The sequence below is a fragment of the Psychrobacter urativorans genome, from assembly GCF_904846695.1.
GTDB lineage: Bacteria > Pseudomonadota > Gammaproteobacteria > Pseudomonadales > Moraxellaceae > Psychrobacter > Psychrobacter urativorans.
Genome location: NZ_CAJHBR010000010.1, coordinates 56,552 through 82,681, shown reverse-complemented (window position 1 = coordinate 82,681; position 26,130 = coordinate 56,552). Strand labels below are relative to the sequence as shown.

The window sequence follows — 26,130 nt, the reverse complement described above, 5'->3', positions numbered from 1 at the left end:
ATATTTAAATTATCTCAGCTTTGCCAAAGATTTTAAGCGTTGTTGCCGCCCTTTCCACCATAAATACACGCCAGTACCAGACAGTACTGCTACCGCCAAACCAATCAATGCTAAGAATATTTGATAAAGCAAATGACCTATACCGTGACTAATATGTCCCATATGTAAGGTAGATAACCATTGGTCAGCCTTATTACCAAATGAGGCATTCTGATAAGCAAAGTTAACGCGCTCGATACTGCCATCTATTGTATTGACGGTAATTGAGGACGCGCCACTTTTTTTACCGATATCTTTATCAGTTTTAAAGCGCAGTTGCCATTGATTGTCTTCTTCTACCCAACGAATACCGAGTAATTGTGTGACCTTTAGACCATTTTTTTGTGCGGCGATATTCGCTTGCTGACTTAAATAATCAATGCTGTTGGCTTTATTAACCACCTCAGCACCCCTGTCATTAGCTGATAGCTGAAGCCCTGTCAAAGCTTGTTTGTCTAATTTACCAGCTCGATTGGGTTTATTATCCTTACCTTCTGCGCCTTTAGATTCTTTGCCTTCAAGTCCTACCACGACTTGCATTACAGGCTTATAAATCTGCTTTAAATTAAAACCCACACTTGACCAGGCAATCACAAACAACATCAGCCACAACCACAAGCCAAACGCATGATGCACATCATAGTTCAGCTTAAAGGTATTGGTTTTGGTACGGATTTTCCATGCCGGTAGCCAGCGCTTTAATGCAGGAGCACGTTTTTTAGCAGATCCTTGAGGTGATAGATGATTTTTTTTAATGGCGCGTGGAAAGGTTAAATAAAAGCCAATAAAGCAATTAATCGTCCAAACTAATGACACAATACCTAATATCAGCTTGCCAATATCACCAAGCAATAACTCACGGTGCAACCAAAACACTTTCCACATAGTATTGTGCCATGCCCATTGGTCTTTATCACGTGCCCCAATGATATCTGCAGTGTAAGGATTGATATAGACTTCTTGGAACAAGGGTTTAGGTACTCCCTTTATATCCCCCTTATCTCTATCAACCTCGAAGACCACGGCTCGGTTAGGCTCAACAGCTATAGGCATAGTTGAAAAGCTATATTCTGGATAGCGAGTAATCACCTTGTCATGAAGGCTAGCAATAGAAAATGGCGGTGTCTGAGTTTTGTCAACATGCGCCAAACGCTGATTAAAGATATCATCTAATTCATGGTGAAATGCTAGTAGCGAGCCTGTAATAGCGGCAATAATTAAAAAACCCGCTATAGCAAGTCCGGTATAACGGTGAATCCATAGACAAGTTTGGCGGGTGTTAAATGAAATCATTGGTTATTATTCTTTATTGGTTTTAGAAGTAAAGACGAGGCCTAGAACAGATCAAAAAGCATATCGCGATATAAAAAAAGCCAGCTCTCATTTATAAGTAGCTGGCCTTTTTATTTATCAACTCGTTGTTCTACAAGCCGTTATTTATCCGTCAGTAGTGATTTAGAACTGATAGCTTAAAGAGGCTTTAATGTTACGACCTTGTTCAAAGTCAGTAACAGTATCATCAGCGGTATTTAAGCGCGATGAGTGGCTAGCGTAAGCTTCATCAAAGAGGTTATATACCCCAACCGTTGCTTTTACATTCTCAAGTTGACGTGGTGTATAATTCATATATACATCGTGAACATCATAATTCGGCTTAGTATTTTGCTTATTGTCTGTGATTGATGCAACATAAGTACTGCGCCAGCCTAAACCAACCACATCATTTGGTTCATAGTTCAAGTTCACCATGAAACGATCGCCCGAGTTAGAATTACTGCCCGTTACGGATGGAATACTATCGCCTGTTTTGTCACCTTTACTACGCGCACGGGTATAGCCCAGACCCATACTAAAGTTATTCATTTTGTAATCAGCAGCAAGCTCGACCCCTTTAATTTTAAAGTCTTCATCTTTATTTACTGCACCTTGACAAGCACCACCAGATTGTCCAGTTGCACAGTTTAAGCCAACACGAGTACCGCCCGAACGTACAAACTCAATAAAGTTTTCAATATTGGTTTCAAAGTACTTACCACTAAGTTGCAGCGCATCGCCCGCTACGCTTAGGTCGCGCAACGTTTTGGCGATACCAATCTCAGCATTAGAGCCTTCTTCTGCCTTTAAGTTATTATTGACATAAGTATTGCCACCGTCCGAATTAAAAATGGCTTGGCTCAAATCAGGACCATTAAATAACTGCGTGTAGCTGGCAAATACTTGGGTCATTGGCGCAATTTCATAGCTGGCAGCTAATGCACCGACGACATTGTTATAAGTTTTGCCGGCAGATACAAACTCAGGAGATTCATAGCGGTCATAACGGACCCCAGGCGTTAAGGTTAGTTTGCCATTTTGCCATTGGTCTTCTAAATATACAGAGGTATTTTTTGCCGAATCACTGCCACTTTTAATAAAGTCCCGCGACATCTCTGATTCTTTTTTATAGTGCTCAACCCCCGCAATCAGCTTGTGCGTGCCGACATTAGTGTCGATAATACTAGTGTTTTGAACTTTCCCACCAATAGTTTTAACCTGCGCATCAAACTCAAATCCTGGATTGGTAACATAGTCAGAATCACGTAAAATACGAGTTTTGGTTTGATAAACGTTAGCATCAACATCAACTAACTGGCTTGCCGGATTATAAGTATAATCTAGCCCATAGGTATCACGTTTGACATTTTGCGGTATTGGAGCGTCATTGCGACTAGGAAAATCTGGGCGGAATGGGAAAGTCCCTTTCTTTTCAGTACTGCTAAAGCTTGCGCCTAAGCGATGATCCTCTGCAATCGAAACCCCTGCTTTTAATAAAATGTTTTCACCCTTACTATCTTCAAACAGCTCACGACCGTTACCATCCTCACCCGAATTGGCATCGCGCTTACCATAATAAGCGAGTAAATCAATATTATCGGTTGGTGCGCCATAGACAGTCGCTGACGTTAATAACTCATCATTATTACTGGCATATCCAGCGTGCAATTTGGCACCAATTTTTTGACCCGGTTTTAGCAGATCTACCGCATCGACAGTCTTAAAAGCAACAGCACCACCTAATGCATCGTTACCAAGCGTCACTGAATTATTACCCACCGCCACTTCAGACTGCTTTAATAAATCAGGGTCGATGGTCACATCGCCCATATGATAAAACAAAGTACCTTCTTGTCGAGCGCCATCAATCGTTACTTTCAAATTGGTATCGTCAAGCCCGCGCACACGGATACGCTGATTGACCGTTGAGGTGCCGCCCACAGTAACCCCTGGGATGACATTCAAAAAGTCACTTAAGTGATCGGCTTGCTGTGCTGGCGTATAGTCCTCGGTATAGACAGAATCTTCTTGTACCTTTCCTCGTACTGAGCTGTTTGCAGTCACAGTAATTGTCTGTAAAGAAGTGCTGGGCTCTACTTCTGCATTGGCCATTTGTGACCCTAATACTGCGGCTATACCTATAGATAATACGCTTAAACGACTGGAAAATAATACGGCACTCATAGTTGACTCACTCAATATAATTATTAATAAAATGGGCGCTATTTTTGATAGCGACTTTAGTCTTCGAGTAAAAATAAGGGCATTCGAGTACGAATAAGTGTTTTTGATGACACTTACTTCAAGCTCTAAAATGTCTTTAAGCAGATGATAAGGTTAAAAAGAAACTTAATGATAATTATTAACATTTACATAATGCGCAGTATAATAACCAATGATTAACCATTAAGCAATATACAGATAAAAAGTTTTTTACAGCTGATTGTAGGCTTAGAATCAGATTTACCAATTATTGTTTGTCAATAAGTTAAGGGTATTCATAAACTCTATTGTCAATCGCTCAGCAACAATGATCTTGGTGCATGTATCGTTAGTTATTGTTTTTAAAGCATAAAAATTTTCTATCTAATTATTTAGTAATTTTATTATTACTATAAACAACGATTTTTAGCTTTACTTTCAAAAAATACTTTATATTTAATAAAAAAAATCATTGCAAAGGCTTACCTTTTCCCTATACCCTAGAGAGGACTGACTAAATAGTCAGGTTTATTAATAACTCATTAGCAATATTAATAATCAATTGTCGACTAATTTATTAACTAGCACAAGGACGAGTGCGACTCTTTGCTGCTGTCATAAGGTCAAAAATTGTATATGACAGATTAGATATTCAAATAGAACTCAATATTTAGTAATACCCATTGTTTGTTTATTCAGAACTTTAGTGAAGATAGGACTGCGAACTTACTTTAAAAGGAAACTACTATGAGTGATGTTCAAGGAAATCCCGATCTACTGTATGGACTGCACGACCGTCCTGCACCATTAAAAGCATTTTTAGGCGCTGTGCAGCACGTATTAGCCGCATTTGTAGGTGTTATTACGCCCTCCCTAATCATTGGTGGCGCTCTAGGACTGGGTGAGCATATCCCCTATCTTATTAGTATGGCCCTAATGGTATCTGGGGTTGCAACCTTTATCCAAACTCGTAGAATTGGTCCTGTTGGGTCAGGATTAATGGCGTTACAAGGTACTAGCTTTGGCTTCTTAGCGGCAGTACTTGCGGCGGGTTTTGTGGTAAAAAATCGCGGTGGTAGTCCTGAGGAGATTCTATCCGTAATCTTTGGGGTTACCTTCTTAGGTGCCTTTGTCGAGATATTTTTAAGTCAGTTCATCACTAAGCTTAGATCTTTGATGAGCCCTATCGTCACGGGTTGCGTCATCGTTACTATTGGTCTGTCATTGACCAAAGTAGGACTAACCGATCTCGCAGGCGGTGTTGGTGCTGAAGACTTTGGTAGCATCGCAAACCTAATGTTAGGCGGCGGCGTATTGGTCAGCGTAGTACTGATCAGTATTGTTAATAACAAAGTGATTCGCTCAAGCGCCATCTTTATTGGTCTGATGTTAGGCTTAGTAGTAGCGGCATTTATGGGTCGTATTGACTTTTCCTTAGTCTCACAAGCACCGCTATTGACTGTACCAATCCCATTCAAATTTGGTTTTAGTTTTGATTGGCAAGCCTTTATTCCTATTGCCTTTATGTATATCATTACTAGTATTGAGACTTCAGGTGACTTGACTGCAACGTCGATGATCTCAGGAGAACCTATCAAAGGTCCTCTCTACGAAAAACGCATTAAAGGTGGGGTATTAGGTGATGGTGTCAACTCTGCCATTGCTGGCATCTTTAATAGTTTCCCAGTAACTACTTTTAGTCAGAACAACGGCGTAATCCAAATGACGGGTATTGCCAGCCGCTATGTTGGCTTCTATGTTGCCGGTATTCTATTCTTTATGGGTCTATTCCCTATTCTAGGCGCTATCTTTACTCAGTTGCCAAAACCTGTTGTAGGCGGTGTAACCCTATTGATGTTTGCAACTGTAGCGACTGCTGGTATTCGTATTTTATCAACAGTAAACTTTACTCATCGCAATATCTTGATTATCGCCACCTCACTAGGTCTTGGCTTAGGAGTTGCTTTTGTACCTGATGTATTTGCCCAAATGCCACAAATGTTCCGCAATATCTTTGGCTCAGCAGTTACTATGTCAGGGGTAATAGCTATTGTGCTCGATACGATTTTACCGAAGAACTTCGGTGTGGAATATGATGATAAAGAGCAGAGATTACAAGATGATATAGAGCCTCTTAGAAAGAATGTCTCTTAAGCTACTTCATTACAGTATATTAGTTAATCAATACAAGGCGTAGTAAAGTAACTTTGCTGCGCCTTAGTTCTCATTTAAGCCAACTGCGCTCTAGGCAAGTTGCAGCCCCTGTTCATTAGGCTGATTAATTATCCTGTTAGTAAGGCCCTTACCCTTAACTTAACAGCTAGCATCAGTACAAGCTTGCCAATTGATAGTTATAACAAAGCTGATAAGGCCCTTACCCTTAACTTAACAGCTAGCATCAGTACAAGCTTGCCAATTGATAGTTATAACAAAGCTGATTAGGATGAATTAATTTTATAGGTCGGTATATAGACAGATACCCTAGTTGGAACTGTTATAAAATAAAAATAACCAAAAATGTCCAGTAGTATTTAAAACCGTTAAGGAGATGATCAGTAATAGCTGCTGACAGCCACTTAGCTAAGCTAGTCACTACCTTATTATATTCTATTCATCTAACTTTATTCGATGCCACAACCGCGCAAAATAAACGGCACTAAGAAGTCGGCAGCACGCGCTTCATCTTCTTTATCATAGGCATCTTTTTGTAGTAGACCAATGATTTCTGTTTCAAATTCGGCATAACGTTGTGTAGTGGCCCAAATAAGTATCAGCAGTTGTAAGGGGTCAGCAATACCAATTTTGCCTTGTTCATGCCAAGTGGTCATAACTTGAGCTTTATCAAGCGCCCACTCTTTCATCGTCGTTGACATAAAGTCATGTAAGTGCGGTGCACCACCGATTACTTCGACTGCGAACAGTTTATGACGATTAGGATGAGCAAAGGCTTGATGCAATTTAGTACGTACAAACTTTTCTATTACTGTTTTAGGATCACTATCTACAGTCATAGTCACTAAGCCTGTGTTCCATTCTTCAATGATGGAGCGCAGTACTACTTTATATAGATTTCTTTTATTTTTGAAGTAATAGTGAATATTGGCTTTGGGTAGCCCAGCGCGATCAGCGATACCTTGCATAGTAGCACCACGGTAGCTTTGCAAGACGAACTCTTCTTCAGCAGCGCTTAATATAATGGCTTGATTATGCGCACGAATATCGTGTTGGCTGCGATGAGCAGTTGCTTCCGCTGCGACTATATTTTTGCTTTGATTAGTTTGAGTCATAACAGTCATAACTTAATTTATTTGAACAAATTGGATAGAAAATACATTATCTTCCGTCTCTAAGCTGTATTTATATAAGGAAATGCAAAAAATACAAGTTTTTATGGCAGATAAGGCGACAAATAGAAATTTTTTGTATAAAATAGTTGACCAAATGGTCAGGTTTTAGCACAATAGATAATGTTAAACCAAATACCAATTAATTAATATAACTTTAATAGCTGATTTGTTTGTTTAGATCTCCCTTGCTCGATACTATGAATGAGCTTTTATATCGCCCCAAATAAATTACAAGAAAAGGAAGTCACTATGAGCTTAACTCTAGCCCAATTCAATGAACTGCCAAATGAAGACGCCACGGCAACCCTTCTAACTTGCTGTACTAGTAGCGCTTGGGCACAACGCTTAGCTGCTGCGCGTCCCTTTGCAGACATCGACGCTATGCTTGAGGCCAACGATGCTGCTTGGAATGAAGCGCAAGCTAGCGAAGCCAATCTTATAGAAGCTTTTGATGGGCATCCACAAATCGGTAACGTCAACTCACTAAAAGAAAAATATCGCAATACTCAAGACAGTGCTGCTCACGAACAATCAGGTGCAACAGATGCTGAAGACCAAGTCCTAGAAGACTTAGCTCAAGGCAATCAAGACTACCTTGATAAGTTTGGCTTTATTTTCATCGTCTTCGCTACCGGCAAAAGCGCTCAGCAAATGCTAGATCTATTGTTAGCTCGTCTGCCTAATGATCGCGATGCTGAATTAGCTAATGCCGCTGCTGAACAAAATAAAATTACTCGTCTGCGCATCCAAAAACTATTTGGCATCGCTTAACTCATTAGATAATAGATATCATAACGGCAGTCGCTACTTGCACAATACCTGAGTGGTGACAACGTTTATACCAATCAACTTAAAGCAAAGGAAATATTATGTCTGCAACCTTATCATCACATATTCTAGATACTCACCTCGGTAAGCCTGCTGCTGATATCGCAGTAACTCTACATCGCATTCAAGATGGCGGCAAAGCAACATTACTAGCTAATGGCACTACTAACAATGATGGTCGTGTTACTCCAGACAGCTGGCAGTTTGATAGTGCAGTAGACAGCGCTGAGCAAAACTTGAGTAATGGTCGCTATACTTTGACTTTTGATACTCAGTCTTATTTCGATGCGCAAAAACTAACCGCTTTTTATCCCCAAGTTATTATTGATTTTGTAGTCAGTGATGCTAGCCATTATCATGTCCCACTATTACTTAGTGCCCATGGTTATGGTACTTATCGCGGTTCGTAATTTAGAAATTTAATTTAAAAACTAATCGTGTTATAGCACTCAGACACGGTTTTAGCCATCAAATAATATCATTATAGACAGCTAATACGGGTGACTTTTATTATTACTCTTTGTTATAAATAGCAAAGAGTAATAATAAAAAATTATTTATCTTATGACATTTATGCATCAATAGACATAGATTAGTAGATATCTAAAATGGCATGGAAACGCTTGTAATTTTATTCAAGTGAGAAAAGTCATTATAAGTTGCCAAGACCTAGCAATACAAAAGGACACTTGCCTCATGGGCGCATATCTTCTCGATTGGTTAGCTTTATTCTTCCGCTGGTTTCACGTCATCGCTGGTGTGGCATGGATTGGTGCGTCATTTTACTTCGTATGGCTAGATATGAGTTTGCAAAAGCCACCAGAATGGAAAGCCAAAAAAGGTATTTCAGGTGATTTATGGGCAGTACATGGCGGTGGTTTCTACGAAATCGCTAAGTACAAGCTTGACCCTGAAGAGATGCCAAAGACTCTACATTGGTTTAAATGGGAAGCCTACACCACTTGGTTGACCGGTGCGGCGATGTTGTCTATCGTTTATTATGCCAACGCAACAGCCTACTTAGTCGATCCAAGTAAAGTCGATTACGGCAGTAATATTGGTGCTATTGCTACTAGTATTTTATTCTTAATCGGTACCTACGCTATTTATGAAGTGATTGTACGTAGTCGTATCGGCAAAAATAAGATGACTTTTAGTATCACCATCTTTATCTTAATGATTATTGCAACTTGGGGTTCTTACCAGCTGTTCAGTGATCGTGCCTCGTTCATCCACGTTGGTGCCATTTTAGGTACTATCATGGCGGGTAACGTATTCTTTGGTATTATGCCGGCTCAGCGCGCACTAGTAGATTGTGTACGTCGTGGCGTAAAACCAGGTCCAGAAGTACAAGATTTAGCATTAATGGCTAGAAACCGCTCATTGATGAACAACTATTTTACCTTACCCCTAATCTTCACCATGATTAGTAATCACTATCCAATGATGTATTCATTTGGAGATGGCAAAGGGTGGTTGGTTTTAGTATTCGTTGGTGTTATCACGGCAACTGCTCGTCATTACTTTAACCAAAAGCATTTGGGTCATAGTGAGCCAAAATACTTAGTTATTCCTGCAATAGCTACGTTAGCCTTGATTTTCTGGATGCGCCCAGCACCTATTGAGCCTTTACCAGTTCCACCAGTAGCGGCAGCGCAGCCAGTAGCTGACGCAGCTCCTGCTGCTGGTACTGCAGTTGCTCCTGCTGCGGCGGCAGGTACAGCAGTTGCTCCTGATGCTGCAGCGGTACCAGTTGCTGCTTCGGCTGATGATGCCGTCATTGGGATTGTGCAAGCAAAATGTAGCGTTTGCCATATGGCACAACCAACGCAAGCCGGGTTCAATGCCCCACCAGCAGGTATTATCATTCAGACTCCTGCTGATATGAAGACTTATCAAGCTAAGATTGTCACTGCAGTGCAAACTGGTTATATGCCATTAGGTAATATCACTAAGTTAACTGATGAAGAGCGTGCACAAATCGTAGCTTATACTTCAGGACTTTAATTTTAAATTGTAAAGCTTGATGACCATTCTATGTAAAATAATAGCCAGTCCATGACTGGCTATTATTTTGTCCTGATATGAGTGGCTTGATTACAGCGGTTAGCGCTTTTTTTGTTCGCGCCTCGTGGCTGTCGTTCATCAGTAAGCTTGCGATTATCATTTTTATCAAGACTATTAGTACTATCTTGTCTATTAGTACTATTCTGTCTATTACCACTGTCTTAATGCCAATGCTGAGCAAACTTTAAAGGTATAGTTTCTTGCTAGGAGCAGCTCTAGAAGTTATTATTTATTGGCTAGTAATGCGTCAATAGGCCGTTACTCCTAACTCAGTACCAATGTAGCAGTGCTTGGAATTTAAACTGATAAATACCTACAAACTACCGTATAAAGGTACTGATAACTGCTTTTTACTAAATATTATCGATATTAATGGATAATTATCTTGACCAAATGATCAGATAGACATACAGTAAAGCAATGTTGTTATATAACCTCTGTCAAAATAAATATGACTGGTTAAGGTTAGCCTTTAAAAGCAAATAAACCATACCTATTGGTATTTAAAATGCTATTATTTTAGGCTACCTATTGTTGCAAGCCACTACTTATTTCTAGCAAATAACTAATGCGTCCAGTTTGATCCTGTTATAACGACTCACCTCGTTACTATCTGAAAAACTCAGTTTTACCGCAGCTCTCGAAGCTGACTCTAGATCTGTCAGATACTATCTACAGCCTAACCGAACGACATCTAAAACTTATTCAGTTATACCTACGCTTTTATTATTGAGTAAACATTTTTCAAGTCATAACCTTGAATATTAAGTGCCAACTCGTCAATTAAATCGCGCACCTAGAAATACCAATACCTACAATCAGCATGCTGATATCTTAAGTATAGTAAGCTTTACCCTAGTAGGTTAAATCTTCATAAGCAGAGTTCTACGCACTCCAGTGTTGTCGACTCATTATGATAAATAACCCTACGCATTAAATTGATTTAATAACTACTCTGTTTTTATAAAGGAATATTGATAATGACTCAGAAAATCACCAGCGACTTTGATCAAGCTGCTTATCCTCGTGACCTAAAAGGCTATGGTGATAATCCACCAAATGCTAATTGGCCGGGTGGGGCAAAAATAGCCGTGCAGTTTGTACTAAATATCGAAGAAGGCGCTGAAAACAGTGTACTTCATGGTGATGGTCAATCAGAGCGCTTTTTATCTGATGTACTAGGTACCCCAGAATTTAGCAATCGCCATCAGTCTATTGAGTCAGCATTTGAATATGGAAGTCGGGTTGGCGTTTGGCGTGTGCTAGATGTGTTTAAAGAGTTTGGCTTGCCTATTACTACCTTTACTTGTGCCGCTGCAGCTGAAAAGACTCCACATATCATCGAGCGTGTTCTAGAAGACGGACATGAAGTAGCTAGTCATGGTTTGCGCTGGATTACTTATCAATATATGTATCGTGAAACTGAGCGTGAACATGTACGCGCTGCCACTAAAATATTTGACCGGATGCTTGGCGGACAGCCATTAGGCTGGTACACTGGTCGTGATAGCCCTAACACTCGTGAGCTAGTCGCTGAACATGGCGGTTATATCTATGATTCTGACTCTTACGCTGATGAGCTCCCTTACTGGCTGAATGTCAAAGTACAAGACGGCACGAGCCTAATTCGCAAGCCGCATCTAGTTATCCCTTACACCCTTGAAACCAACGATATGCGTTTTGCTTCAAGTCCAGGATTCACTAACGCTGAACCTTTCTATCAGTACCTAAAAGATAGCTTTGATACCCTATATGAAGAAGGCGCTACTAAGCCTAAAATGCTGACGATCGGTCTACATTGCCGTATTATTGGTCGTGCTGGTCGTATCACTGCGCTCAAACAATTTTTGAAGTATATCACTAGCAAGCCTGACGTTTGGGTATGCCGCCGCGACGAAATCGCTAAGCATTGGTATGAAAATCATCCTGCAACTGCTGATAACACCGCTAACTGGATGTAAGCTCTGAAGCGTATCATCGCAGTAATAAGCACCTACGTAGTAGCTATCACGTAAGCCAACTGCTGATATGCTCAAGGTGGTTTATACCTCACTGATTCAACTGCTTAAATACTCTATCTTGTGTCCAATATTTGCTTAGTATGAATAAGCAAATATTGTTAACACTCTGCCTGATGGTTTAATAAAATGATCAGCAAACTGCGGATAAACTACCTAACTTAGCGATCGTTCAATACTGCAAAAAGCTTACAAATAAAAAAATAATATCGTTATTGACCACTGACGGTCTATAACCTAATAAACCATATCATTAGAAAAGGCTACGTTATGAAAACAACGATAATTGCTAAACCTCTAACCAAAGCGGCATTTGCACCTTATGGTTCAGTTATTGAACCTTACGATGACCAAGAAAAATGCCCTGAAAACAGTTGGGATATCAATCGCGGCTACGCTTGTCGTCATAACGCCATCTCAAAAGTTGGTCATGACGGTGGCGAAGTTGGTTTTAGTATTTTCCGTACCAAAAAACGTGACTGCCCTATTACCTTATCAGTGATGGAATACCATCCGTTTGGTACGCAAGCCTTCTTTTCTATGAATGGCACAGACTATCTAGTTGTGGTAGCCAAAGCTGGCGATGCGCCTAAATCAGCGGATGATTTAGAAGTATTTTATGCCCGTTCATATCAAGGTGTACAGTATGATGCCAATGTTTGGCATCATCCGCTACTGGCGCTAAAAGCGGATTGTGATTTCTTAGTAGTCGATCGTATCAATGGCGATGGTAATAATTGTCATGAATTTGAGATTGACGATTGGGAAGTTTGCGTTGATGTCTCTACTGAGGAAGCTAAGTCAAATAGAGCAAAGGCTAATGCTGTTTAGAAGTTATATAAATAGTATTTTGATTGTGCTTTAATTTGACTGTACTCTAATTTTATTGTGCTCTAATTTTACTGTGCTCTAATTTTACTGTGCTCTAAAAAGCTCACTAGTAGCAGACATAGCAACAATCGATATAAAAAAATATTAAATAAAATTCTCTAGAATAATTATTAAGATTTTTAGAGAAACAACACTCTGTTTTAACGAAGACAACAAGGAAATTCAATCATGTCAACTAAAAGTACTTATTACGCCCCTACAGGCGGCTTGCCTCCTCAAACACAGTTACTATCTGACCGTGCTATCTTCACTGAAAGCTATGCGATCATTCCAAAACGTGTACTAACTGACATCGTCATTAGCTATTTACCTTTTTGGACAGGTATGCGCATGTGGGTGCTTGCACGTCCACTTTCAGGTTTCTCTGAAACCTTTTCACAGTATATCGTCGAAGTAGCACCAAATGGCGGCTCAGAAAAGCCAGAGCTAGATGCCAATGCTGAAGGTGTAGTATTCATCGTTGAAGGCGAAATGGATATCACTATAGAAGGTGAAGCGCATCATCTTGAGTCTGGTGGTTATGCATTTTTACCACCTGGCTGCAAATGGACGCTAAAAAACAATAGCGACAAGCATGTTAAGTTTCATTGGATCCGCAAAGCTTATCAACATTGTGAAGGTATTGACGTTCCTGAAGCTTTTGTTACTAGCGATCATGATGTTGAAGCTATTGAAATGCCAGGTACTGATGGCGTATGGACCACCACTAGATTTACTGAGCAGTCGGACATGCGTCACGATATGCATGTAAACATTGTGACTTTCCAGCCAGGTGGCGTGATTCCATTTGATGAAACTCATGTTATGGAACATGGTTTGTATGTACTAGAAGGTAAAGCGGTATATCACTTAAACGGTGAATGGGTTGAAGTTGAAGCGGGCGACTTTATGTGGCTACGCGCATTCTGCCCACAATCTTGTTACGCTGGTGGACCTGGTCCATTCAGATACTTGCTATATAAAGACGTCAATAGACATATGCCGTTTATTCGTCCAGTAAAATAAGCAGGATAAAGGCATAATCGTTCATTCGAATAGGTCATTGATTACTTTTTAAAGTACAACCAAAACCTTTAATAATAAAGCCAGCTAATTGCAATTAGCTGGCTTTTTTGCGTTTAGTTGCCTCATAATGTTAATAAATATAGAACAACAGCGATGCTCATTAAAAATCAAATCTCTATACAAGCCAAACGTCTGAGTATGGCATTGTCCTTGCTAGTACTGTCTTCATTGAGTACCGCAGTTGCGCCTTTAGAAAGTAATTCTGTTATGGGGTTGGATATACAAGGTCAACGCTTAAACCTTTATGATGGCTGCCCAGAAGTTTATGTCAGTTGTGATAGTATGCTATTGGTTGCACCAGATTTGGCAAGTATGACTTTTGCGGCACCAGCAGAAAAAGGGCTTAATAGAGTGCCTTATAACATAAAGCTTTATCACGCCAAAACCATGTATAGCACCTGCAAAGATAGTGTGACGCCTTGTAGCTTTCAAGGTTATAGCTTTGATGGTGAAGATATTAATGGCTTTATAAATCCAACAAGCCACGAAATCACTACTCATAGTAATTGGACGGATGACAGTCGAACCCTTCTCAATTCAATAAGCGTCCAATTAGGGATTATTTAGAATATTAAAACTAACGGTCTATTATCAGTAGTTCCGCAAAGACAGTCTGTTTTAAGTGGTCTGTTAATTGGTTAATGAGTCTGATTAGGTAGTTCCATTGAGGTATACCGTAACTTCGCATTGAAGGTACTAGCTTAAAAGCGAAGGTATTAAGTTCAGTCATTATCTATAATTCACTCAAACTATAATAATTATCACATCCTATCTGCTTTCCATTGTCACAACTTTTTTTAAACCATTCTTTTGCGTTGATACTGTTACTCTTTACACCTTCCCCTTTAAGATACATAAGACCAAGATTATATTGTGCATTTGCATTATTTTGCTCAGCAGCCTTTGTAAACCAATCTACTGCCTTAACATAATTTTTTTCTAATCCCTCGCCTAAGTAGTATATAAGACCAATGCTATATTGTGCATCTGCATTATTTTGCTCGGCAGCTTTTATATACCATTTCATTGCCATATTAGGATTTTGCGGTACACCAATTCCCTCTACATAATGATAGCCAAGATTAAGTTGTGCTGGTCCATAATCCTGTTCAGCAGCTTTTGCGAACCACTCTATCGCTTTGGTGTAATCTTGCTCGACTCCCTTACCCTCATTGTACATAAGCGCCAGATCATATTGAGATAATGCAAAACCTTGTTCAGCCGCTTTTAGACGCCACTTCGCTGACTCATTATAATTTTGCTGCACACCTTTACCTTTGCTGTACATGTTTCCTAAGTTATGTTGAGATTCCATGAAACCTTGCTCAGCAGCCTTTGTAAACCACTCTACCGCTTTAGTATAATCTTGCTCGACTCCCTTACCTTGTTCATACATAACACCAAGATTGTGCTGTGCTAAAGCATTACCTATTTCAGCTAGTTCTTGTAAGTCTTCAGCGTCATGGCTTTCCTCTTCAGCCATTAATTGGGCTTGATAGACACTTTGTTCATCAACATGTGAATCCCTTTGACAACTCATCAATGATATAGATAAGAAGGTAATGATTATAGATAATGAGATTTTAAATAAGGTCATTTGATATATTCACTCAGGAGGTTTTATTTATTGAGATTATCATCTAAGTTAGAATTGTAGGGTCTATCTACCACAACATTCTTTATTGTAATACGTTCGATGCCTGTATAGCGCACCGATCACAGATAGAATATGTATGTTAAGTACACCATCAAGTACACTGTGGTTATCACAATAATTCAAAACCTCAATACCAGTAGCCTACAGCTTAGCGTTCAAGTCCTCACTAGGGAACCATGCTTATTGCCACAACAGGCGTTATAGTAAGATATTTTAGAACAAAAAAGCCACTGTATCAGTTGCGCTAAAATAGCGATACCTTGAGACAAATATGTTTAACAGATACTAGGGCGTATTGAACATAGATTCATATCCAACTCAAACGATGAAGACCTATATAAGAAGTCTTAGGCTGATAAAAATGAGAAATGAGCCAAAAAAAATCATCAGCTGATTCACTAATGACTTTTTATGACTGAACCCGTTAAATACTTTAGTACTATTACTGCTCAATACGCTGCAAAAACGCTTGAGTTCGTGGGTGCTTCGATAGCTCGAACATTTGCTCAGCGCTGCCCTCTTCTACCACATAGCCATCTTCAATCAATACCACATGATCGGCGACATCGCGAGCGAACTTGATCTCGTGAGTGACCACAACCATCGTCCAGCCCTCTGATGCTAATTGCTTCATAGTCTCTAGCACATCTTGCACTAGCTCTGGATCTAAAGCCGAGGTTGGCTCATCAAATAATAATAGCGAAGGCTCAATAGCGAGTGCCCGTGCAATACCAACACGCTGCTGTTGTCCCCCTGATAGCTGAAACGGATAGAGATCAGCTTTGTCTGATAGTCCCACTTTTTCTAGTAGCGCTAATGCTTGCGTATGAGCTTGTGCTTTACTCGTCCCTTGTACTACTGTCGGTCCTAAAGTTAGATTTTGGATTGCCGTCTTATGTGGGAATAAGTTATAAGACTGAAATACCATACCAGACTTACGTTGCAGCGCTAGCAAGGACTTCTTACTAGGCTTAGCGCCAAAATCTACTGTTAGGCTGCCATCATCAAAAGCTATTATTCCTTGATCAGGAGTCTCTAGCGCATTGATACAACGTAAAAAAGTAGTTTTACCAGAACCTGATGGTCCTAATATCACTACTACTTTACCTTTATGAATAGTCAAATCAATGCCTTTGAGCACTTGATTGCTGCCAAAGGCTTTGTGAATATTGGTGATTTGAATCATAAGGGTTCCTGTCAGCTTAGCAGATCTAAAAACATTGGCTCATTATTTAAAATCAATAGTGCTTAATTCTAAAGGTGGTAATAGTGACTTGCAAAATTGCAGTTATTTAGCAACATAGCGATCAAGACGAGTCTCAAGCTTACCTTGAATAAAGGTCAGTATCAGACAAATACCCCAATAAATGACTGCCGCTTCAGTATAAACCAACATAAACTCATAATTACGGGCAGTAATTATTTGTGCTTGTTTAAACAGCTCAGTGACTAATACTAATGAGGCCAAAGAAGTATCTTTTACTAAACTAATAAAAGTATTAGATAATGGTGGTACTGATACTCGTAATGCTTGCGGTAAAATAACGTGACGAAAAGTCTGTAAATAAGTCAGACCCACTGTCGAACCCGCTTCCCATTGACCTTTGGGGATGGATAAGATCGATGCCCGCACCGTCTCTGAGGCATAAGCGCCAATATTGAGTGAAAAGGCGATAATAGCAGAAGGGAAAGGATCGAGTTTGACCCCTACGCTCGGTAGCCCGTAAAAGATAATAAATAGCTGCACTAGCATCGGCGTGCCACGAATAGCAGAGACATAAATACGTGCTATGCGATAAGCAATGCGGTGCATCCAGCTAGTGCGCGGTACGATACGAATCAGCGCCACACTGAGTGCAATAGCCATACCTATTGCAAAAGATATCAACGCCAGCGGTATCGAATAATAGATACCGCCCTTAAGCATTGGCCAAAACGACGTGATGACAATTTGTGCCCGATCGGGAGTCATAAATGGCAGCAATGCCAGTAAATCAGCCAATACTGAAAGGATAGACGCTATCATTAGTCCTGCTTACTTATATCAGCACCAAAGAATTGCTGGCTTAATTTGGTCAAAGTACCATCCTTTTGTAAGGCACTCATTGCTTCATCGATTTTTGCCACTACTGCGTCATCACCCTTACGCAAGATTAGGCCTGAGCCACGTAACTCACTGGCAGGTGCCGTCAATTTAATCTCAAGACCACTGTCTGGAAAGTTTTTAAGATAGTCGAGTACTGCTAGATTATCGTTCATAGTAAAGTCAGCGCGGTCTTGTTTGACCAACTGCACGGCTTGTGCCATACCATCAACAGGCACAATTTCAGCCTGATAACGTTCTGCCAGCTCACCATAGTTACTAGATAGCGATTGCGCCGTGCGCAGACCTTTTAAACTCTCCCAAGAGCTATAGCGATTATCATCAGTAGGTGCTAGTACTACGGCACCTGACCAGCTATAAGCCATTGCTTTATCATACTTAGCTTTACGCTCAGGAGTGGTTAGACTGACTTGGTTGGCTACCATATCGAACCGCTTGGAATCTAGTCCTGCCAGCATCGCATCCCACTGAGTTTCTTTAAACTCAACGCTAACTCCTAGCTTATCAGCAACTGCTCGCGATACTTCAACATCATAACCGGTAAGCTTGCCACTGACATCGTGATAACTGAACGGCGGATAAGTGCCTTCCGTACCAATGTTAATCGTACCACCGCTATTGATGCGTTGTAGCAGCTCGGATTCACCATTGTTAGCAGCATCAGTGCTAGCTTCATTAGTAGTAGACTGACCACAAGCGCTTAATAATAGTGTACTGACCGCCAGGGTTAATAGGGCACGACGTTTCATAGGATGTCCTTTTATCATTATTGAGGCATTCGGTTGCCCGATTTGAGGGTCTAAAAAGTATTTTTCAATATCAGCGGCAAATATATTCAATTTTATTGCTAATAACTGTCCTCATAGTAACGTGATTAACACGACAATAACGTACAAAAACAGTGAACGTGGATGATTTATTAGTCTTTGCGCTTATAGCTATAATTAGCTGTGACTGGTAAATATAAGCAATAAAAAAGCACTTATTAACTGAATTAATAAGTGCTTTCATAGCTGATAACCAACTGTTGAGCTTAGTGCTGTTAACTGTCTTTGCAACTTAGTGTTGGTTACTACTAACGGTTATTAATACTTATTTTTTAGTTTTCTTAGCGAATACCGAACCTGTATTAGCATCTACGTTTAGCTCAATGATTTGATTGCCTTTAAGGATTTCAACTTCGTAATAAGAGGTATGATCTTTATAATCACTATCCTTCTTAAACTCGATTTCCATGACTCGACCTCTGGTGTTTTTCTCTGCAATATTCATAGCATCTATAATATGAACTTTTGCTTTGCGCTGAGTCTGGTAGTCTTCAATATCACCACTATCTGAACTTTCAGTTTCTGTTTTAATAATCTTGCTAGTGGTAGCATCGACCTTGATCTCGTACTTAGTACTATCGCTCTTGAACTCTATCTCGTACACCCCTGCTTGCGCATTATCGTCATCATCATCGAACTCTGCACTAACTAGAGTACCTGCGGCTTGGGCGCTGGCTATAGTGATGGCTTGTTTTAAGCTTATTTTAGTTGCTTGGGCAGCGCTTACTTCACTCGATAGACTGCTAGCATTAGCCGCAGTGCTCAAGGCACCAGCAGTTAGTGCCAATATTAAGCCCGTGGCTAATGCAGTGTCCTTAAGGTTTTTGCGTGTGCTTATCATCAATAATCTCCTTAACTTAGTTAGTAGTGGTACAACGCTTGGTCTATTTATTTATCATAATAAACTTATGTAATATCTCTTAATAAGCAAAACAGTAGCGTAATGTACTGGCATTGTTAATCGAGGCTTATATGACCATTTGGGCTAGCTATAAAACCACAACTTCACTCCATAAGCGTTACAATATCATCGTTATTATTTAAGTTCATAATGCAAAGTTCATACTGCAAAGCTCATAGCGCAAATCTCATACCCTAGGATTGCCTGCTAGTTTTTCCCTACTTTTCTATCAACTCTTATTAGGTTGCTGCTGTATTTATGCTCAATAATTCTTTACCTAGTTCAGCGAATGACTCATTAGATTATTCGCCAGACGCTTGTAGTGTTGCCAAACCTAACACGGCTAACCTTGACTCTATAAGCCTAGCACAAACCGCTTTTGACAGCTTACCGTCAGTGATACAACAAGCGCTATTTTATCAAAAACGTATAGTATGTATGGCTAATAACCCATCTATCACTAGCGATAGCCTTGATAAATTGCTGCAAACAACTGACATCCTAGTGCTGTTTAATGACTTCATTCATGCTGATTATCTTATTACTAATCCGTTAGCTCGCCAGCTGCCAAAATTACTATTCTTTCGTCAAAACGGCGATAGCCTTCTGCACTTTGGTATGCCACCTAGAAGTAATAATGTGCTTGCTATCGATGAAATGGCCAAACTCGCACCGTTAGGTCTATTGTTTAGTAATCAGTGCTATCAATTTCCAACGCCGAGCGACGACCCCAAGCCTGCTGACGATCCTATAACCGCAAGTCGAACTTTGATTATTCCTCCGTCATTGACCCAGTTGCTGCATAGCTCAAAACATTGCCGCGTATTATCAGAATGGCATCCAGTAGTCGCTGACTATCCGAACTTTACCGCTATCCACTCTTCTGCACCTTCGTCAGGGTTCTTATTGTATCGGCTGTTGTTGGCTGCCCGCCAGCATGTCCAGCAGCTGCAAACCTCAGTAGCACCCTTACAGATTATGATGCTTGGCTTCAATGATGAAGATAAGACCGGATATTTTTGGTCAGGACATAATTGGGCGTTCGAACGTCAAGAGATGGCTAATGCTCCGGCAGAGGTGCAGCTTAGTCGTCAGTATTAGAGCCAATGTTATTTATATCAGCACTAGCCAAGTAAAAATAGTAAATCGACTATACATACGGCGCATCAGGATAATGTGCGGCATTTATTTCCGATTTGCTGGGCTTACGGCTCACACTAATAGCGGTTTGCTGCTCAGTGTGCCAATTGATTAAATCCATCTCAGCAAATGCCGCTAACCAGCCCCCCATTGGCCACTGTTGCCATTTGTCATAAAAAATATTGGCATTGATAACAATACTGGATAAATGATTTAACGGTGGTCGATAAACACTGTGCTGCTGATGATAAATCACATCATTGGTCAAATAAAAATCAACACCTAAGGCGCGTGCGCTAAAAGAAAAATCGGTATCTTCAGCGCCGTAGCCCAAATAATCATTATCAAAACCACCGATAGCCTCAAACTGCTTATAGCTAATAGCTAAGCATAAACTCCAAAAGGCACCATAATCTTGGGTTTGCTCAATTGCTGTGGCGTCGCTATCAAGCTCAGGCGCAGCAAAGTTATAGCGATAAGGATTATAAACTGAGAGCTTATCTAAGCTAGTGCTAAGTAACTGACCCCGTTGTAGTTGTAAGCTCTCATCATTCGTTAACGGACGAGTCAAATATCTTGGCTGCCCCATTAGTAGTGCGTTAGGATAAATTCGCAGCTTATTATGTAACTGCTCTATAAAAGTAGACGCTACGATACAATCCACATCCAAGAATATCAACCCATCATGACTGGCTCTAGCAGCGCCTAAATTACGATTACGACCAATATCAAAACCAGTATCAGAGGTTTTATTTATGGTTGATGACTCAGGATTTTGGGCTAAAGCATCCCAATCAGTGGTAGCTATTTGCACAATATTTAGAGGGTATTGGGCAAGCCGTTCGGGGTCTGCATCATCATTGACGATAATCACTTCACTAGGTCTAACGCTACCTTGCGATAAACTACTAAGTAGATTGTACAAATGGCCGTTACGACCATAGCAAGTAGTAATAACGCTTATAGGAATAATAGTAGTGTGAATGCTAGTCATAGTAAGCTCGCTTATAGGTACAGCTATAGATTTAGGGGGCTGCCGTGCTTATTGCTATAGTAACTGATGCTTATCAGGTATCAGGGGTCAGGTATCAGGGGTCAGTTGCAGCTGCGGCAGTAGCCATTGTTGAAACCACTGTTTATTACCACTATAAGCCACTAAGCTGTCCATAAAGGCTTGGGCAGTTGTCTGATTATCAACTACCTTAGATATAGAGTGCTTGTTTAACGGTACCTCTACTGTTAACGGCGCCTGCAATGAAGCGGTACTTCGAACTCGCCCTGCTGCTAGCGGCGTTATAAATTGCTGCCAACTTAGCGCCCGTCCTGCTGCTATTAATGCCTCTGCCATCACTTCTTGCTCCCGATGCGGCCTAGGGTCTGGTAGGACTACTAACGGGGTATCATAGCGATAGACTTGAGCAATAGCATTCAGTCCACACGCCATCAACAGCCAATCACTGTGAGCAATAAAAGGCGTGACATCGTCGACCTCAGTAGCAATATCTACGTATTGACGCACCTCATCACTAATAGGTCCTAAAGATATGATTAATGCTCCTGGTAGAGCTTGTCGTAATGCAGGCAGTTTTGCATCGATAGCTTGATGGCCGCCATAGCCTTTTATGACCGTTACTATTAAAGGCTGATTCTGTTGCTTGCTGTCGCCTACACTAGCGCTGTCTATCAAGCTTTTAACTTCTGCTTGCTCAGTAGCTAAAGCTAAATCAGCTAGCCGTTGCAAAAAAGCTTTATACGTCAGCGGATCACTGTTAGTAGCCGATACAAAATCTAAGTATAAAGTTTTATTGGTTACCCAAGCTGGGGTCATAGCCGCCTCTAACGCTCTCGGGTAAGGAGCTAGTAACCCAATAGCACCCGTAAAAGCACTTATGTGTGCAGTATCGTCGCGCTCACCCGGTAATCTCACATATAGATACGGCACACTACAAGCACGGCATAGCATCGCTACTTCTGCGCTAACATCGATAATCATCAACTCAATCTGACGCTGTTGAATAGTCGCCAAAATCTGCCAGCTACGCTTTTGGATATCGCTATTACCTACTGGAGAATAATGCAAAGCTGCTGGTTGCCAGTACTGCCCTGCCCGTCCTGCCAGCACATCCTCTGCTAGCTCATCCTCTGGGTTTAAGCGAATGATTTGGGCCTCAGTTAAAGTAGTAAAGCGATAAGCATCAATGGGTAAACTAGTAAATACGGTTAGTTGCTGTTGCCATTCAATTGGCAATAATGCTGCCAGTTTATCCGCTTGCCGACAGTGCCCTGAACCATGATGATGAGCATAATAGCCAATACGCATAGCCTTACCCCTCAGCGCTGATTTTTTGCACAGTAGTGCTATTAGTATCGAGAGTCGAATCAGCTACTAGCACTGATCTATATAATTTCAAATATCCTGCAACCATAGCAGCTACCGAACAGAACTGTTCAGCGCGATGGCGACAGGCTTGCCTTGATATGGCTTTTATATCAGTAAAAGCTTGTATAAATGCCAGCTCGTCCATTTTATCAACGATAATTCCAGTCTCCGCAGTAATAATCTCTGCACTAGCGCCAGCATTGAAACCAATCACTGGCGTACCGCAAGCCAAGCTTTCAGCTAAGGTCAAGCCATAAGGTTCATCCCAAGTACTAGTAAACAATAAGGCGATGGCTTGGCATAAATAATCATTGATCTCAGCTTTGCTAAGATGTCCTACGTACTCAAATAATTTTGGCGTACCGTTAGCCTTGCTGTGTTTGTCATCTGCTGCAAACATCGGTGCCACTTGCTGCTCAAAATACTCTAGATTGCTTTTTGGCCCAGCGATCACTAAGCGCTTACCAGCCGCTTGACAGTATTGCATCGATAAATGAGTGCCTTTTTCAGGACAAATACGACCGAACCAAAAATATACCTCATCATTAATAGGCTGTAGATTCGCTGTAAAAGACTGCACATCGATGCCGTTATAGACCACATGCGAGGGCACAAACTCAGCGAATAATTGCTGCTGATGGCTACTAATAGCCGTGAACTGGGTAGAGGTGCCTTGTCTTAAGGTTAATAATGCTAAGCGTAGCTGAGGAAATATTGGGGTATGAAAAGTGGTAAAGCTGCGTGCACCAAAAGCCTGCCCTAGGGTCATTGGGATATGATGTAAGCTATGGTTATGAACAATATCAATCTCACCCCGCTCATCACGAACGATAATGTCATGCATGGCACGCTGATAAGCTAAGTACTGATAGAGCTCCTCACGGCTCATGCCCACTGAGTCATGCTCATTATCATAAACCAAAGCCTCAAACTCCTCACGAGTGAGGAACGGTATTAATGTCGCTTGAGTCTGGCTTTGGGCATGGGCGTAAAGCAATACCTCGTGACCTTGCGCTGTCAACTCATCGCATATTAACTGAGTAATCATCTCAAGACCGCCAGCATAGGGCTGGGCAATCGGATATAAACAATGGGCTATGATAGCTATTCGTAAGGTGGAGCGCCCATCGGAGTACTGCTGATCATTGAGGGCAGTAAAATGCTCATAAGCGCTAATAGCTGAGGTAATATCTGACATAAAACATCCAAAATAAATGAGGTGAAAACCGCTAGAATATAATCAATACTGTTAGGAATTTACGCTATGGTTATTACTTGTCTTGGCAGCATTTAACGGCTGCTTGATAACTAAACAATCAGCAGCTTGCTCATCTTCATCATTAATAGATATTAAACTAAGAGCTGAATGCTGCTGACTACCAGCTAACGAGTCATTAACCGTGCTTATACCAGACTTTATAATTGGGTTAATGATGAGTTGAGACACTGGCTTAGTAATGCATTTAACTTCAGGATTTTTGTAAGCGTAATTGGTTAGCATCACTTTTGCCGCCCAAATCTTTAGTAGACAAACACTAAGCGCACAAGCAAATAACAACGGCGAATATAATGCTGAGAATGGCGATACTATAAAAGCCGTTATCAGGTTTAGCACTAACAATAGTTTGGGAAGGGCGAAGATATTTTCTAACAAAAGCGCGCGCGGGTTACGCTCTATAGTTAGCTTAGGAGTACAAATAAAAGGCTTGTTACGTCCCCAAAGTACGGGCAACCAAGACAAAGCTCCCAGCTCCCAAAAATTAAGATGTAACACCCAAACTCTTAAGCGTTGACTAGCGCTAGTACTAGCCATAGCTGGGTTCAATTGCCTATTTAAAGGCGACTCGTCATGCCAATAAGCCCATAGACGTCTAGTTAAATAAATCCCATAGCTGGCATAGACTAAGTAAAGGGGCGCTAAAACTAAATTAGTATCAAACCGGCTTTGAGTCACTACTGCTACCAATAACAACAGCAAAGTAATAGCTTGTAGCAGTATAAAAATACCCGTAGCATTTATCCAAGCACTTAACTGCGAAAAATGCGCTCTTCTATAAGCTAGGCGTTGAGTAAAAGTGTCGCTATCAGTATTAGTGAGCACTGATAGAGTTGGCTTTGATGACCGCTGGGTTAATGCCTTTAGTACAGGCGCTGACGCTATATCAGCATAGCCTTTTAGCACTTGCGCATTACCATAGATCCAACGTCGTCGTTGATTCATCAAATCACTGATAGTAGTAGGCAGTAGCCCAGTAGCTATCACTTCAGGTATAAACTGACTGCGTAGACCTTGCTTGTGCATTAACACCCCCATCTGGGCATCTTCAGTGATCGAGGCCCCTGACCAACCCCCTAACTGAATCAGCGCTGGGTATTGAATAACCGCGTAAGTCCCTGTCGATAAGGCACGTTGTCTATTAAATCTACGGTAGAGATGGTAATTAAAGTAGTGATTAAGCTCGCTATCTACTTCTAGGCGCTCAGCATCACGATAAAACTGCGGGAATTGCAATAAAGCACAATCAGGATAGTTGTGAATGGCGGCCGCTATGGCGCTGCGACTATGCGGTAATGCTTGGTAGTCGCTATCGACTACTACTATATGCGTTGATTGAGCATCCATTAGTTGTAAAGCTAAATTTAAAGCGCCCGCTTTAAAGCCTGCCACTGTATCAACGTGATAAAAGCGTACTTTTAGCTGCTGATGCAAACTATTGCAAAAATCTGCTAATGGCTGATATAGCTCAACGGCTGTATTATTATTATCAATAATAAGTATTTCATCATCGGGCGCTTTAATTGCTAATAGGGACTCGATAGAAGCAATCACCATCTCTGGGGGCTCAGCACAAGTCATCAGCTGAAAGCTTAGTTGTATTGGGGGCATTATTTTTTCAACAGGTTTTGACTCAGCTAATTTTAGCTCAGCTATAAGGTTAGCTTGGTTAGATTGATGGTATTTATGAGCAGCATTGACTGATAAAGGGCACACGTCACTATCTACTGGTAGCCAAGCATGTTGCGGTTTATCTACTTTATTAACAATCATGTTTTATCCCTAAACAGCTACACCAATTTATAGTTGTGAGTTTATTTTTCCGTTAGTTAATCGCCAATTATTATGAAGATAATTGTTATAAAAATACTTTATTAATAGGTGTTATGGAGTTGATGAGTAATAGCGAAAAGCTACTAAAAAAAGCGGTAGGGATTAGGGCATCTTCGACTTATACAGAGCTTTTGCCTATCGATATCGACTTAGGGTTAATGCAGTCATAATAAGCCAACAGATGATGAATGATTAGGGTAAGTCTGTGCTAAATACTAGCTTAGTGTAACTCCTAGTAAGT

Annotated in this window: 21 protein-coding genes; 9 read left to right on the top strand and 12 right to left on the bottom strand. The window is 40.8% G+C overall.

What is annotated here, in order from left to right:
- Positions 1-9: 9 nt before the first annotated feature.
- Positions 10-1,332, bottom strand: coding sequence for a PepSY-associated TM helix domain-containing protein (locus tag JMY09_RS08380; protein ID WP_201623143.1), 1,323 nt, complete (start codon positions 1,330-1,332; stop codon positions 10-12).
- Between the two features lie 162 nt (positions 1,333-1,494).
- Entirely contained in the window at positions 1,495-3,537 is a 2,043-nt protein-coding gene (locus JMY09_RS08375) for a TonB-dependent receptor domain-containing protein (protein ID WP_201623142.1), read from the bottom strand.
- A gap of 765 nt (positions 3,538-4,302) precedes the next feature.
- Here JMY09_RS08375 and JMY09_RS08370 point away from each other — a divergent pair.
- A complete protein-coding gene (locus JMY09_RS08370) occupies positions 4,303-5,709 on the top strand; it encodes a uracil-xanthine permease family protein (RefSeq protein WP_201623141.1) in 1,407 nt (468 codons plus the stop codon).
- A 467-nt stretch (positions 5,710-6,176) separates the two neighbouring features.
- Here JMY09_RS08370 and JMY09_RS08365 read toward each other — a convergent pair whose 3' ends face one another.
- Positions 6,177-6,842 (bottom strand): TetR/AcrR family transcriptional regulator, encoded by a 666-nt coding sequence (locus JMY09_RS08365; protein ID WP_201623140.1) that lies wholly within the window; start codon positions 6,840-6,842, stop codon positions 6,177-6,179.
- Positions 6,843-7,151: 309 nt separating this feature from the next.
- On the opposite strand from JMY09_RS08365, the gene uraD reads away from it, so the two are divergent.
- The 7 genes from uraD (at position 7,152) to JMY09_RS08330 (ending at position 14,338) form a co-directional block, all read left to right on the top strand.
- Positions 7,152-7,673 carry a 2-oxo-4-hydroxy-4-carboxy-5-ureidoimidazoline decarboxylase gene (uraD, locus tag JMY09_RS08360; protein ID WP_201623139.1) on the top strand — a complete coding sequence of 174 codons (522 nt, stop codon included), beginning with the start codon at positions 7,152-7,154 and terminating at the stop codon, positions 7,671-7,673.
- A 98-nt stretch (positions 7,674-7,771) separates the two neighbouring features.
- Complete coding sequence (gene uraH, locus JMY09_RS08355) at positions 7,772-8,140, top strand: hydroxyisourate hydrolase (RefSeq protein ID WP_201623138.1); 369 nt, start codon at positions 7,772-7,774, stop codon at positions 8,138-8,140.
- A gap of 286 nt (positions 8,141-8,426) precedes the next feature.
- The gene (locus JMY09_RS08350; RefSeq protein ID WP_201623137.1) at positions 8,427-9,737 is read left to right on the top strand and encodes a urate hydroxylase PuuD; all 1,311 of its coding nucleotides are present in this window, start codon (positions 8,427-8,429) and stop codon (positions 9,735-9,737) included.
- Between the two features lie 1,040 nt (positions 9,738-10,777).
- Positions 10,778-11,758 carry an allantoinase PuuE gene (gene puuE, locus JMY09_RS08345; protein WP_201623136.1) on the top strand — a complete coding sequence of 327 codons (981 nt, stop codon included), beginning with the start codon at positions 10,778-10,780 and terminating at the stop codon, positions 11,756-11,758.
- Positions 11,759-12,085: 327 nt separating this feature from the next.
- Positions 12,086-12,646, top strand: coding sequence for an ureidoglycolate lyase (locus JMY09_RS08340; RefSeq protein WP_201623135.1), 561 nt, complete (start codon positions 12,086-12,088; stop codon positions 12,644-12,646).
- A gap of 228 nt (positions 12,647-12,874) precedes the next feature.
- The gene (locus tag JMY09_RS08335; RefSeq protein ID WP_201623134.1) at positions 12,875-13,711 is read left to right on the top strand and encodes a bifunctional allantoicase/(S)-ureidoglycine aminohydrolase; all 837 of its coding nucleotides are present in this window, start codon (positions 12,875-12,877) and stop codon (positions 13,709-13,711) included.
- Positions 13,712-13,864: 153 nt separating this feature from the next.
- Positions 13,865-14,338 carry a hypothetical protein gene (locus JMY09_RS08330; RefSeq protein ID WP_201623133.1) on the top strand — a complete coding sequence of 158 codons (474 nt, stop codon included), beginning with the start codon at positions 13,865-13,867 and terminating at the stop codon, positions 14,336-14,338.
- A 166-nt stretch (positions 14,339-14,504) separates the two neighbouring features.
- Here the strand turns inward: JMY09_RS08330 and JMY09_RS08325 are convergent, their stop codons facing one another.
- The 5 genes from JMY09_RS08325 to JMY09_RS08305 all read right to left on the bottom strand — a co-directional run bounded on the left by JMY09_RS08325 (position 14,505) and on the right by JMY09_RS08305 (position 19,200).
- Entirely contained in the window at positions 14,505-15,368 is an 864-nt protein-coding gene (locus tag JMY09_RS08325) for a tetratricopeptide repeat protein (RefSeq protein WP_201623132.1), read from the bottom strand.
- 502 nt (positions 15,369-15,870) lie between these two features.
- On the bottom strand, positions 15,871-16,614 hold the full coding sequence (locus JMY09_RS08320; RefSeq protein WP_201623131.1) for an amino acid ABC transporter ATP-binding protein: 744 nt from the start codon (positions 16,612-16,614) through the stop codon (positions 15,871-15,873).
- Positions 16,615-16,716: 102 nt separating this feature from the next.
- On the bottom strand, positions 16,717-17,454 hold the full coding sequence (locus tag JMY09_RS08315) for an amino acid ABC transporter permease (protein ID WP_320157832.1): 738 nt from the start codon (positions 17,452-17,454) through the stop codon (positions 16,717-16,719).
- Positions 17,454-18,281, bottom strand: coding sequence for an amino acid ABC transporter substrate-binding protein (locus JMY09_RS08310; protein ID WP_201623130.1), 828 nt, complete (start codon positions 18,279-18,281; stop codon positions 17,454-17,456). The genes JMY09_RS08315 and JMY09_RS08310 overlap by 1 nt, the downstream gene beginning before the upstream one ends.
- A gap of 343 nt (positions 18,282-18,624) precedes the next feature.
- Positions 18,625-19,200, bottom strand: a complete 576-nt coding sequence (locus JMY09_RS08305) for a PepSY domain-containing protein (RefSeq protein WP_201623129.1) — start codon at positions 19,198-19,200, stop codon at positions 18,625-18,627.
- A gap of 318 nt (positions 19,201-19,518) precedes the next feature.
- Between JMY09_RS08305 and JMY09_RS08300 the strand changes: the two genes are divergently transcribed.
- Positions 19,519-20,361, top strand: coding sequence for a hypothetical protein (locus tag JMY09_RS08300; RefSeq protein ID WP_201623128.1), 843 nt, complete (start codon positions 19,519-19,521; stop codon positions 20,359-20,361).
- 49 nt (positions 20,362-20,410) lie between these two features.
- On the opposite strand, the gene JMY09_RS08295 is transcribed toward JMY09_RS08300, so the two are convergent.
- The 4 genes from JMY09_RS08295 to JMY09_RS08280 all read right to left on the bottom strand — a co-directional run bounded on the left by JMY09_RS08295 (position 20,411) and on the right by JMY09_RS08280 (position 25,829).
- Positions 20,411-21,394 (bottom strand): glycosyltransferase family 2 protein, encoded by a 984-nt coding sequence (locus JMY09_RS08295; protein ID WP_201623127.1) that lies wholly within the window; start codon positions 21,392-21,394, stop codon positions 20,411-20,413.
- A gap of 87 nt (positions 21,395-21,481) precedes the next feature.
- Positions 21,482-22,720, bottom strand: coding sequence for a hypothetical protein (locus tag JMY09_RS08290; protein ID WP_201623126.1), 1,239 nt, complete (start codon positions 22,718-22,720; stop codon positions 21,482-21,484).
- A 4-nt stretch (positions 22,721-22,724) separates the two neighbouring features.
- Positions 22,725-23,978, bottom strand: a complete 1,254-nt coding sequence (locus JMY09_RS08285; RefSeq protein ID WP_201623125.1) for a glycosyltransferase — start codon at positions 23,976-23,978, stop codon at positions 22,725-22,727.
- Between the two features lie 51 nt (positions 23,979-24,029).
- Complete coding sequence (locus JMY09_RS08280) at positions 24,030-25,829, bottom strand: glycosyltransferase family 2 protein (protein WP_201623124.1); 1,800 nt, start codon at positions 25,827-25,829, stop codon at positions 24,030-24,032.
- Between the last annotated feature and the right edge of the window lie 301 nt (positions 25,830-26,130).

Bases quoted from the DNA above. Each gene is read 5' to 3' on its own strand.
- puuE (WP_201623136.1), top strand. From the start codon at position 10,778: ATGACTCAGAAAATCACCAGCGACTTTGATCAAGCTGCTTATCCTCGT.
- JMY09_RS08285 (WP_201623125.1), bottom strand. From the start codon at position 23,978: ATGTCAGATATTACCTCAGCTATTAGCGCTTATGAGCATTTTACTGCC.
- JMY09_RS08325 (WP_201623132.1), bottom strand. From the start codon at position 15,368: ATGACCTTATTTAAAATCTCATTATCTATAATCATTACCTTCTTATCT.
- JMY09_RS08300 (WP_201623128.1), top strand. From the start codon at position 19,519: ATGCTCAATAATTCTTTACCTAGTTCAGCGAATGACTCATTAGATTAT.
- JMY09_RS08295 (WP_201623127.1), bottom strand. From the start codon at position 21,394: ATGACTAGCATTCACACTACTATTATTCCTATAAGCGTTATTACTACT.
- JMY09_RS08310 (WP_201623130.1), bottom strand. From the start codon at position 18,281: ATGAAACGTCGTGCCCTATTAACCCTGGCGGTCAGTACACTATTATTA.
- JMY09_RS08280 (WP_201623124.1), bottom strand. From the start codon at position 25,829: ATGATTGTTAATAAAGTAGATAAACCGCAACATGCTTGGCTACCAGTA.
- JMY09_RS08380 (WP_201623143.1), bottom strand. From the start codon at position 1,332: ATGATTTCATTTAACACCCGCCAAACTTGTCTATGGATTCACCGTTAT.
- uraH (WP_201623138.1), top strand. From the start codon at position 7,772: ATGTCTGCAACCTTATCATCACATATTCTAGATACTCACCTCGGTAAG.
- JMY09_RS08335 (WP_201623134.1), top strand. From the start codon at position 12,875: ATGTCAACTAAAAGTACTTATTACGCCCCTACAGGCGGCTTGCCTCCT.
- JMY09_RS08320 (WP_201623131.1), bottom strand. From the start codon at position 16,614: ATGATTCAAATCACCAATATTCACAAAGCCTTTGGCAGCAATCAAGTG.
- JMY09_RS08365 (WP_201623140.1), bottom strand. From the start codon at position 6,842: ATGACTCAAACTAATCAAAGCAAAAATATAGTCGCAGCGGAAGCAACT.
- JMY09_RS08290 (WP_201623126.1), bottom strand. From the start codon at position 22,720: ATGCGTATTGGCTATTATGCTCATCATCATGGTTCAGGGCACTGTCGG.
- JMY09_RS08370 (WP_201623141.1), top strand. From the start codon at position 4,303: ATGAGTGATGTTCAAGGAAATCCCGATCTACTGTATGGACTGCACGAC.
- JMY09_RS08375 (WP_201623142.1), bottom strand. From the start codon at position 3,537: ATGAGTGCCGTATTATTTTCCAGTCGTTTAAGCGTATTATCTATAGGT.
- JMY09_RS08350 (WP_201623137.1), top strand. From the start codon at position 8,427: ATGGGCGCATATCTTCTCGATTGGTTAGCTTTATTCTTCCGCTGGTTT.
- JMY09_RS08330 (WP_201623133.1), top strand. From the start codon at position 13,865: ATGCTCATTAAAAATCAAATCTCTATACAAGCCAAACGTCTGAGTATG.
- JMY09_RS08305 (WP_201623129.1), bottom strand. From the start codon at position 19,200: ATGATAAGCACACGCAAAAACCTTAAGGACACTGCATTAGCCACGGGC.
- uraD (WP_201623139.1), top strand. From the start codon at position 7,152: ATGAGCTTAACTCTAGCCCAATTCAATGAACTGCCAAATGAAGACGCC.
- JMY09_RS08315 (WP_320157832.1), bottom strand. From the start codon at position 17,454: ATGATAGCGTCTATCCTTTCAGTATTGGCTGATTTACTGGCATTGCTG.
- JMY09_RS08340 (WP_201623135.1), top strand. From the start codon at position 12,086: ATGAAAACAACGATAATTGCTAAACCTCTAACCAAAGCGGCATTTGCA.